Consider the following 9,938-nt stretch of genomic DNA (forward strand, 5'->3'; position numbering starts at 1 on the left):
CGCCGCGTCCCAACCCGCGCCCGCCGACGATGCGGACGACGCCGACGCGCAAGACGACCAGGCCGCGCCGGCGCAGGCGCCCGGCAAGCGCAGCGCCAAGGCCGGCAAGGACGACAGCGACTCCAAGGTGCCGATCGACGAGATCCGCCGCTACGTCGCGGTCTACAACGCGGTCAAGCAGGCCTACGTCGAACCGGTCGACGACGCCAAGCTCATGCATTCGGCGATCCGCGGCCTGCTGTTCGATCTCGATCCGCACAGCGTCTATTTCGACAAGGCCGACGCGGAGAGCTTCGACGAACAATCGCGCGGCAACTACGAAGGCATCGGCGTCGAGCTGCAGCGCCAGCCCGACGGCACGCTGCGGGTGATTTCGCCGATCGACGACACGCCGGCCGCGCGCGCCGGGATCAAGGCCGGCGACCTGATCACCGCGATCGACGGCAAGCCGTTCAAGGTCGACGAAGGCGACAGCTCCGGCCCGCTGCGCGGCCCGGCCGGCAGCAAGGTGGTGCTGACCATCGTGCGCGAAGGCCGCGACAAACCGTTCGACGTGACCGTGGCGCGCGAGACCATCCGCGTGGCCAGCGTCAAGAGCCGCCTGCTCGAACCGGGCTACGGCTACCTGCGCCTGGCCCAGTTCCAGGCCGACACCGCGGCCGATTTCGAAACCCATCTGCGCAAGCTCAAGCAACAGTCCGGCGGCAAGCTGCGCGGCCTGGTGCTGGACCTGCGCAGCAATCCCGGCGGCCTGCTGACCTCGGCGGTGCAGATCGCCGACGACCTGCTCGAACGCGGCAAGATCGTCAGCACCCGCGGCCGCATCGCCATCAGCGACGCCGAATTCAGCGCCACGCCCGGCGACATGCTCGACGGCGCGCCGCTGGTGGTGCTGGTCGACGCCGGTTCGGCCAGCGCCTCGGAAGTGCTGGCCGGCGCGCTGCGCGACAACGGCCGCGGCCGCGTGGTCGGCAGCCGCACCTTCGGCAAGGGCTCGGTGCAGACCGTGCTGCCGCTGGACAACGGCGATTCGGTCAAGCTCACCACCGCGCGCTACTACACGCCCAGCGGCAAATCGATCCAGGCGCTGGGCATCGTGCCCGACGTGGTCCTGCGCGCGCCGAAGAACGACAAGGACGAGCGCCCGAGCTACACCGAAGCGACGCTGCCGGGCCACCTGCACGGCGATGAGGAAGGCGCGCCCGGCAGCAACGCCGGCGAAGTGCTCGAAGGTGACGCGCCGATCGCCTCGGCGCTGGCGGAACTGAAAAAGCCCGGCTCGATCGCGCGCGCGGACGCGCAGGCCAAGGCATCGGCGGCCAAGCCGAAGGCGGCCGAGGCGAAAGCCGCCGGAGCCAAGGCGGGCGAGCCGCAGGCGGTCGATGCGAAAGCCGCCGAAGCCAAGGCCGCTGAAGCCAAAGCCGCTGAAGCCAAAGCCGTCGATACCAAGACGGTCGCCCCGAAGACCGCCGCCCCGAAGGCGGCGGAACCCAAAGCAGCGGAACCCAAAGCGGTCGAGCCCCAGCGCTGAGGCCGCGCCGCAGCGCTCGCGAAAACGCCCGGCCCAGGCCGGGCGTTTTGATTTCCAACCGAGTAACGCGCTTTTGTAGGAGGGACTTCAGTCCCGACGCTCTTCGGCCGGATCGCAGCGATGTGGGACAAAAGCATCGGGACTGAAGTCCCTCCCACCAAAGCCCTTGCCTCGCGCCTCAGCGCGGCGGCTTGGCCGGCAGCGGAAACGGCGTGACCACGCGCTCGCCCGAAGCCGCATCGCGGATCGCCGACTGGCCTTTGCGCTCGACTTCCTCGATCCGCACGATGCTCTGCATCGGCAGATGCAGCACGCGGGTGTTGCCGAACTCGTCGCGCAGCCGCTCCTCGGTGGGATCCACCACCAACCCGTCGTGCACGTCGAACACCAGCTCGCTGATCTCGGTGAAACCCCACAGCGTGCCCGCGCCGATCTTGCGCGCGTACAGCTCGTAGATCTTGCCGGCGTTGAGGAAGGTGACTTTGTAGAGCGTGGACATGGCGGCAAAGGAAAGGGAAAAAGGGATTAAGGGGAGCGGGGAATGGGGAGCGCATGCGCTCGGGTCCAGCCTGGGGTTGGCAAGGTTTCAACTCAAGGGCGGAAGCGGATCCGCTGCAGACGAACGGCCCATTCCCGCTCCCCTTTCCCTTCTTTCCCCTCGCTCGCGCTCAATACCCGCGCTTGCGCCGCAGCCGCCGGGCGATGCCGGCGCGCGCGATCAGCGCGAACGCGCCGCCGAAGGCGAAGCCGGCCAGATGCGCCGACCACGCCACCGCGCCGAACGCCGGGCCGATGAAGGTGAACACCACTTGCAGCAGCGCCCACACCCCGATCAGCAGCGGCGCGGGCACTTTGACGAATTGCAGGAACACGCCCAGCGGCACCACTACGCCGAGCTTGGCGCTGGGGAACAGCGCGAGATACGCGCCGATCAGCGCCGACACCGCGCCGCTGGCGCCGATGATCAGTCGGTCCGGCGTGGCGATCGCGATCACCGCGGCGAGGTTGGCGACCGCGCCGCCGAACAGGAACAGCGCGAGCAGCCGCCACGGCCCCATCGCGCGCTCGGCCGGCAGGCCGAAGATCAGCAGGAACACCAGATTGCCGAGCAGGTGCGCCCAGTCCGCATGCAGGAACAGCGCGCTGAACAGGCGCAGCGCGCTGCCGTCGCGGATCGCGTTCCACCACGCCTCCGGCGAGGACAGGCCGCCCGACAGCGCGCCCCATTCCACCATCAGCCGGCGCTGCTCCGGATCGGGCAGGACCACGGCCGAGACGATGAAGCTGATCCACAGCAAGGCGAACAACAACGGCGTCGCCCACCGCAACCGGGTGCGCTCGCGCGAGGGAATGGCGACGAACACGGCGTCAGCTCCGCAGCGGTCCGATCGCATCTGCCCTATTCAGGCAGAAACTTAATGTAAGTGTCTGTAACAGCAGGGTTTGCGACATCGGTACGAGACGAATTTGCCCGGTTGGGCGTATTGTTAGCGTTCGGTTAACAGCCGCGCTATAGTGCATACGGCGTCGTACGTCGGGAGGGGTTTCCGGCGGTATCGGAGTCCGCGCTTGCGGCTCGATGCACACGGCCGCGACAGACGAAAAAATACTCCAACGGAGAATACACGCATGCAACCCTCACACCGCTATATCCGCCTGACCGCGATCGCATTGGGCGTGGCCGGCGTCATCAGCTTCGGCTCGGCCAGCGCGACCGGTTTCCAGATTCGCGAGAACAGCGTCAAGAATCAGGGCCGCGCCTTCGCCGGCAGCGCCGTCGCTGAGAAGGACGCCTCGGTCGTCTCGAACAATCCGGCGGCTATGGTGAACCTCGACACGACCACCGTGCGTGTCGATGTGACCGCGATCGATCTGACCGCGAAGTTCAGCGGCGGCGGCACCGCCGCGGCCGGCTCGCCGCTGGCGCGTCCGCTGACCGGCGGCAACGGCGGCGACCCGGGCGACGTCACCGCCGTGCCGGCGATGTCGATCGTGGTGCCGCTGTCGGGCTCGTTCGAGAAGCTCACCCTCGGCGCCCAGCTCAGCGCGCCGTTCGGCTTGAAGACCGAATACGAGAACGGCTGGGTCGGCCGCTACAACGCGCTCGAATCGGAAGTGAAGACCATCGACCTGACCCTGTCGGCCGCGGTCAAGCTGACCGACCGCTTCTCGGTCGGCGCCGGCTTCATCTACGAGCGCGCCGAAGCCACCCTGACCAACGCCGTGGACTTCGGTTCGGCCATCTGCCGCGTTTCGCCGGCGGCCTGCCTGACCCCGAACCCGGTCGCCGCGCCGTTCGGCCCGCAGAAGAACGACGGCACCGTCAAGGTCAAGGGCGACGACAACGGCATCGGCTGGATCCTGGGCTTCCAGTGGAAGCCGACCGACCGCCTGTCGATCGGCTACTCGCACCGCTCGGAAATCGACCACGAGCTGGAAGGCACCGTCACCTTCACCAAGCCGGGCAACGTGTCCGCGCTGCTGGGCGCCGCGCGCATCACCCAGTACGACACCGGTCCGGGCGGCGCCAAGCTGACCACCCCGAGCACCGACACGCTGAGCGTCTCCTACGCGTTCAGCGACCAGTTCCGGATGATGTTCGACGCGCAGAAGACCGATTGGCATTCGCTGCAGTCGGTCAACATCGTGCGCGCCAACGGCACGCCGGTGGCCAGCGAGCAGTTCCAGTGGGACGACTCGATGATGTACGCCCTGGGCGCCGAGTACGACCTCAACGACCGCTTCACCCTGCGCGGCGGCGTCGCCAAGGACGAAACCCCGACCAACGACACCCACCGCACCCCGCGTCTGCCCGACAACGACCGTACCCTGTACTCGGTCGGCCTGACCTGGAACGCGAACGAGCACATCAGCGTCGACGCGGCCTACACCCGCATCCAGATCGACAGCCCGGACGTGAACGTGGTGTCCACCAGCGGTTCGACCCTGGTCGGCAAGTTCAAGGGCCACGCCGATCTGTTCGGCATCGCGGCGCAGTACAAGTTCTGATCGCGCTGGCGGTTTAGCGTGGATGGAGAGCCCCGCTTCGGCGGGGCTTTTCCTTTGCGGGGCTTGCTTCGCGCGAGGGAGGCATCGGATGGGATGAGCGACGACGGCGTTCTCATAACCGCGCTGCTGCGCGGCCGCGCCGTGCCCTACACCCGGCCCGGCAGCCGCAGCGGGATCGACAAGCGGCCGCTGCACGGCCGCGTGCGGATCGGCGAGACCGGCCTGGACGGCGACGAGCAGGGCGACCTGCGCGTGCACGGCGGCGCGGACAAGGCCGTGCACCATTATCCGCGCGAGCATTACCGCGTCTGGCGCGAGGAGATCGGCGCGCACGCGCTGCTCGACGCGCCCGGCGCGTTCGGCGAGAACCTCAGCAGCGAGGGCCTGAGCGAGGCGCAGGTGTGTCTGGGCGACCGTTACCGGCTCGGCGGCGCGCTGCTCGAAGTCAGCCAGGCGCGGCAGCCGTGCTGGAAGCTCAACGACCGTTTCGGCGTCGCCGACATGGCGCGGCGCATGCAGGCCAGCGGCCGCACCGGTTGGTATTACCGCGTGATCGAAGCGGGCGAGGCCGGAGCCGGCGAGCGTTTGACGCTGCTCGAACGTCCGTGGCCGCGCTGGTCGCTGCAACGCATCGCGACGATGCTGTTCGTGCGCACGCTCGAGCGCGACGAACTGCAGGCCGCGCTGGCCTTGCCGCTGGTGCCGTCGTGGCGCAAGCTGGTCGAGGCTCGGCTTGCGCGCGGCGAAGTCGAGGATTGGAGCCGCCGCATCGACGGCCCGTCGAAGGCGTAAGCCCGCGCCGCCGCGACGTGAACGATGCGACAGGAGCGAGGCGACGGTGGAAACGATCCGGTTCGACGATCGGGAGAAGGCGCTGCTGGTGGCCAAGCTGCAGCGTTATTTCACCGCGGAACTGAAGCAGCCGATCGGCCGCTTCGACGCGGAATTCCTGCTCGACTTCCTGTCCGAGGAGCTGGGCGCGTACTACTACAACCGCGGCGTGGCCGATGCGCAGGCGGTGCTGGCGGCGAGGGTGGACGATCTGAGCGACGCGCTGTGGCAGCTGGAGCGGCCGACCGAGTTCAAGCGCTGAGGTTCGGCCTGGCCTGAAACAAAAGCCTCGGGCCTGAAGGCCCTCCCACAAAGCGCGAGCCGCGACGGGCCGCTGTTGTGGGAGGGCCTTCAGGCCCGAGGCTTTCCGCTCCGCCGCGACGAACTAGCCCACTCGTCCTCCCGGCTTTGCAGCGACCGCGAAGCACGCCCGCACCGGCGAACTCACGATCAACACCGCCTCCTGCTTGAAGCGCCGCTTGTACTCGTCGGCGATCTCGACCACGCGCTTGCGTTCCTCGGCCGTGTCTTCGTGGATCAGGTCGATCGCGCGCGAGTCCTCCTGTTCGACCTGGCCGCTGTCGCCGCGCCACTGGCCCCGGGCCTGGTAGACGGTGAGCCCGGCAGGAAAGCGCGGAGTGACGACTTCGGCGAGAAAGGCCTGCCACTGCGCTTCGCTGACCGGCCCGTCGGGGCTGTTCATGCCGAACAGCAGGCGGTCCTGGCGGCGCTGCGAGCAGGCGCTGGGATCACCGGGTTTGACCGGCAGCGGCGCCAGCGTGGCGCATGCGGTCAGCGCGCACAGCGCGGCGTACAGCGCGGTGGTGCGGAGCATGGTGGTTCTCCCGTGGGCTGCGCGCAGGGTACTGCGGCGGGGGCGGGGGCGTGTTGCGACTGCGGTCGCAGGCTGGGCGGGGCGGGGTTGCGGCTTCGTGGGAAGAAGCGGATCTCGGCCTGGGGCATCGCGGGTTCGCGATGGTTTCGCCGTGGGGTGTGTTGGCGCGGTCGCGGCTTGCGCCGCTCCTGCAGTTTGGAGCGCAGCTTGCGCGGGGGCGAATGCAGGAGCGGCGCGAGCCGCGACCGCGACCCGCGCTTGCGCCGCAAGCTCGAAGTCGCGCCCGCGGCCCGCGCCGCCCGTGTGTGCGAATGCGCGAGAGCCGGCCTGCGCCGGCCCTCGCGCGCGGGGCTCAGTCGCCCAGCGTCAGCAGCGAGGCGTTGCCGCCGGCCGCGGTGGTGTTGACGGTGATGGTCTTCTCGGTGGTGAAGCGCGGCAGGTAGTGCGGGCCGCCGGCCTTGGGGCCGGTGCCGGACAGGTTCTGGCCGCCGAACGGCTGCACGCCGACCACCGCGCCGATCTGGTTGCGGTTGACGTAGCAGTTGCCGACCTTGACCCGCGCGCTGATCTTCTCGATGGTCTCGTCGATGCGCGAGTGGATGCCCAGGGTCAGGCCGTAGCCGGTGGCGTTGATCGCGTCGATGACCGCGTCGAGCTGGTCGGCCTTCCAGCGGATCACGTGCAGCACCGGGCCGAACACTTCCTTGTGCAGCTGGCCGAGCGACTTGAGCGTGTAGGCGCGCGGGGCGAAGAAGCTGCCGTGGGCGGCGTCGGCGTCGAGCGCGACTTCGGCGATCTTGGTCGCCTCGCTGTCCATGCGCTGGGCGTGCTCGCGCAGCATCTTCAGCGCGTCCTCGTCGATCACCGGGCCGACGTCGGTCGACAGCAGGCCCGGGTCGCCGACCTTCAACTCGGCCATCGCGCCGGCGAGCATGTGGATGACCTTGTCGGCGATGTCGTCCTGCACGAACAGCACGCGCGCGGCCGAGCAGCGCTGGCCGGCCGAGGTGAAAGCCGAACCGATCGCGTCCTTGACCAACTGCTCGGGCAGCGAGGAGGAGTCGGCGATCAGCGCGTTCTGGCCGCCGGTCTCGGCGATCAGCACGCCGATGGCGGCGTCGCGCGCGGCCAGCGCGCGGTTGATCGCGCGCGCGGTGTCGGTCGAACCGGTGAAGGCCACGCCGGCCACGCGCGGATCGCGGGTCAGCGCCGCGCCGACGGTGGCGCCGTCGCCGGGCAGGAACTGCAGCACCGCTTCGGGGATGCCGGCTTCGTGCAGCAGCTTGACCGCGTAGTAGCCGATCAGGTTGGTCTGCTCGGCCGGCTTGGCGATGACGGCGTTGCCGGCGGCCAGCGCCGCGGAAATCTGGCCGAGGAAGATCGCCAGCGGGAAGTTCCACGGGCTGATGCAGACGAACACGCCGCGGCCGGACAGGTGCAGGGTGTTGGATTCGCCGGTCGGGCCCGGCAGCGCTTCGGGCGCGAACAGCTTGCGCGCCTGGGCGCCGTAGTAGCGCAGGAAGTCGACCGCCTCGCGCACTTCGGCGACGCCGTCGGGGATGGTCTTGCCGGCTTCCTTGGTGCACAGCGCGATGTACTGCGGCATGCGCTCTTCCAGCAGCTGCGCGGCGTGTTCGAGGATCGCGGCGCGGCTGGCGGCCGGGGTCGCGTCCCAGGCTTCCTGCGCGGCGACCGCGTTCTTCAGCGCCTGCTCGACCGCGGCGCTGTCGGCGGCCTTCCACTGGCCGACGATCTCGCGGCGGTCGGCCGGGTTGGTCACGGCGATGTCGGCGCCGGCGACGGACGCGCCCGGCACCAGCGGCGCGGCGCGCCAGTCGGTGCGGGCGGCGGCGTTGACGTCGGCGGCGAGGGACTGCAGTTGCTGGTCGTTGGCGAGGTTGACGCCCATGGAATTGGTCCTGTCGTAGCCGAAGCTGCGGTAGAGGTCGGCCGGAAGCGGAATGCGCGGATGCGGGATGCTGGCGAAGCCGGACACCGTCTCGACCGGATCCTGGATCAGATCGTCGATGGCGATGTCCTCGTCGGTGATGCGGTTGACGAAGCTGGAATTGGCGCCGTTCTCGAGCAGGCGGCGCACCAGGTACGGCAGCAGGTCTTCGTGCGAGCCGACCGGCGCGTACACGCGGCACGGCGCGTCGAGGCGGTCGGCCGGGATCACCTCGGCGTAGAGGTCGTCGCCCATGCCGTGCAGCTTCTGGAACTCGAAGTGCTTCTCGCGCCCCATCGCCTTGGCGCGCTGGTGGATGGTGGCGATGGTCTGGGCGTTGTGGGTGGCGAACATCGGATAGATCGCATCCGAGGCCTCCAGCATGCGCCGCGCGTTGGCCAGGTACGACACGTCGGTGTTCGGCTTGCGGGTGAATACCGGGTAGCCGGGCTGGCCGTCGACCTGGGCGCGCTTGACCTCGCTGTCCCAGTACGCGCCCTTGACCAGGCGCACCGGGATGCGGCGGCCGACGCGGCGGGCCAGGTCGGCGATGAAGGCGATCGCCTCCGGCGCGCGCTTCTGGTAGGCCTGAATCGCCAGGCCGTAGCCTTCCCAGCCGTCCAGCGACGCGTCGGAGTACGCGGCCGCGATCACGTCCAGCGACAGTTCCAGGCGGTCGGCTTCCTCGGCGTCGATGGTGAAGCCGATGCCGTAGCCCTTGGCCAGCTGCGCGAGTTCCAGCACGCGCGGGATCAGTTCGGCGAACACGCGTTCGCGCTTGGCGTGCTCGTAGCGCGGGTGCAGCGCCGAGAGCTTGACCGAGATCGACGGGGTGGCGAACACGTCGGCGTTCTTGTAATTGCCGCTCTTGCCGATCGCGTGGATGGCGTCGCGGTAAGCCTGCAGGTAGCGCAGCGCGTCCTTGGTGGTCAGCGCGCCTTCGCCGAGCATGTCGAACGAGTAGCGGTAATTGGCGTTGTCGCCCTTCTTCGAACGCGCCAGCGCCTCGCCGATGGTGCGGCCCATGACGAACTGGTGGCCCATGATGCGCATGGCCTGACGCACCGCGAGCCGGATCACCGGCTCGCCGACGCGGCCGATCAGGCGCTTGAAGGCGTTGTGCACGTCGCGCTTGGTGTCGTCGGCCAGATCGACCAGGGTGCCGGTCAGCATCAGGCCCCAGGTCGAGGCGTTGACCAGCACCGAGTCGGACTGCCCCAGGTGGCGCTTCCAGTCGGCTTCGCCGAGCTTGTCGCGGATCAGCTTGTCCGCGGTCTCCTGGTCCGGAATGCGCAGCAGCGCCTCGGCCACGCACATCAGCAGCACGCCTTCCTCGCTGCCCAGGTCGTACTGGCGCATGAAGGCTTCGATCGCGCCCTGATCCTGGGCGCGGGCGCGGACCCGGCGGACGAGGTCCGCGGCGGTGGCCTGGGCGGCGTCGCGGTCGGCGTCGGGCAGGCGCGCGAGTTCGAGCAGGCCGCGCACGTGCTGCGCTTCGTCGCGCACCCAGCCGGCGGTGAGCGCGGCGCGCGCGGCCGCCGGCGGCGCCGGCAGTTCGGGGCTGATCATCGGCGACAGCGGCGGAGTGCCGGTGCGCGGCGGCGGGCCGTCGCTGGCGACGGCGGAGGACTCGTTGGTGGACATCGGACCCGGGACAGGGGTGGGAAGTCCGCCATTTTAGAGCTTTCTCTCGACCGCCAACTGCCCTTTTGCGGCCGGATCGGGCGCGGCCGCGCCATCCGCCGCAGTAGGGCGGCCGCGCTCGCGCGCGTGCGGCCGCGGCG

General features: G+C 69.5%; 7 protein-coding genes and 3 pseudogenes. 5 read left to right on the plus strand and 5 right to left on the minus strand.

Annotation, left to right across the window (positions count from 1 at the left end):
* Nucleotides 1-127: 127 nt before the first annotated feature.
* A pseudogene (locus A7A76_RS27045) lies at nt 128-1,075 on the plus strand (S41 family peptidase); the annotation flags it as partial.
* A 74-nt stretch (nt 1,076-1,149) separates the two neighbouring features.
* Here the strand turns inward: A7A76_RS27045 and A7A76_RS27050 are convergent.
* A pseudogene (locus A7A76_RS27050) lies at nt 1,150-1,677 on the minus strand (DUF6053 domain-containing protein); the annotation flags it as partial.
* Here A7A76_RS27050 and A7A76_RS27055 point away from each other — a divergent pair.
* Nucleotides 1,619-1,747, plus strand: a pseudogene (locus A7A76_RS27055) (DUF6053 domain-containing protein); the annotation flags it as partial. The pseudogenes A7A76_RS27050 and A7A76_RS27055 sit on opposite strands and share 59 nt — an antisense overlap.
* On the opposite strand, the gene A7A76_RS22765 reads toward A7A76_RS27055, so the two are convergent.
* Nucleotides 1,710-2,030, minus strand: a complete 321-nt coding sequence (locus A7A76_RS22765) for a DUF1820 family protein (protein WP_074872525.1) — start codon at nt 2,028-2,030, stop codon at nt 1,710-1,712. The pseudogene A7A76_RS27055 and the gene A7A76_RS22765 overlap by 38 nt on opposite strands.
* A gap of 169 nt (nt 2,031-2,199) precedes the next feature.
* Entirely contained in the window at nt 2,200-2,895 is a 696-nt protein-coding gene (locus A7A76_RS22770) for a rhomboid family intramembrane serine protease (RefSeq protein WP_206413456.1), read from the minus strand.
* Nucleotides 2,896-3,160: 265 nt separating this feature from the next.
* Here A7A76_RS22770 and A7A76_RS22775 point away from each other — a divergent pair, with 265 nt between their 5' ends.
* From A7A76_RS22775 to A7A76_RS22785, 3 genes are all read left to right on the plus strand, one after another.
* Nucleotides 3,161-4,540 (plus strand): OmpP1/FadL family transporter, encoded by a 1,380-nt coding sequence (locus A7A76_RS22775; protein WP_206413457.1) that lies wholly within the window; start codon nt 3,161-3,163, stop codon nt 4,538-4,540.
* A 93-nt stretch (nt 4,541-4,633) separates the two neighbouring features.
* Complete coding sequence (locus A7A76_RS22780) at nt 4,634-5,332, plus strand: MOSC domain-containing protein (protein ID WP_206413458.1); 699 nt, start codon at nt 4,634-4,636, stop codon at nt 5,330-5,332.
* Nucleotides 5,333-5,378: 46 nt separating this feature from the next.
* Nucleotides 5,379-5,633 carry a DUF2164 family protein gene (locus A7A76_RS22785; protein ID WP_206413459.1) on the plus strand — a complete coding sequence of 85 codons (255 nt, stop codon included), beginning with the start codon at nt 5,379-5,381 and terminating at the stop codon, nt 5,631-5,633.
* Nucleotides 5,634-5,756: 123 nt separating this feature from the next.
* Here A7A76_RS22785 and A7A76_RS22790 read toward each other — a convergent pair whose 3' ends face one another.
* Both A7A76_RS22790 and putA read right to left on the minus strand, forming a co-directional pair.
* On the minus strand, nt 5,757-6,206 hold the full coding sequence (locus A7A76_RS22790) for a DUF3574 domain-containing protein (protein WP_206413460.1): 450 nt from the start codon (nt 6,204-6,206) through the stop codon (nt 5,757-5,759).
* A gap of 352 nt (nt 6,207-6,558) precedes the next feature.
* A complete protein-coding gene (putA, locus tag A7A76_RS22795; RefSeq protein ID WP_206413461.1) occupies nt 6,559-9,723 on the minus strand; it encodes a bifunctional proline dehydrogenase/L-glutamate gamma-semialdehyde dehydrogenase PutA in 3,165 nt (1,054 codons plus the stop codon).
* Nucleotides 9,724-9,938 lie beyond the last annotated feature (215 nt).

Origin of the sequence: Lysobacter enzymogenes, assembly GCF_017168095.1 — a bacterium.
Lineage (GTDB): Bacteria > Pseudomonadota > Gammaproteobacteria > Xanthomonadales > Xanthomonadaceae > Lysobacter > Lysobacter enzymogenes_D.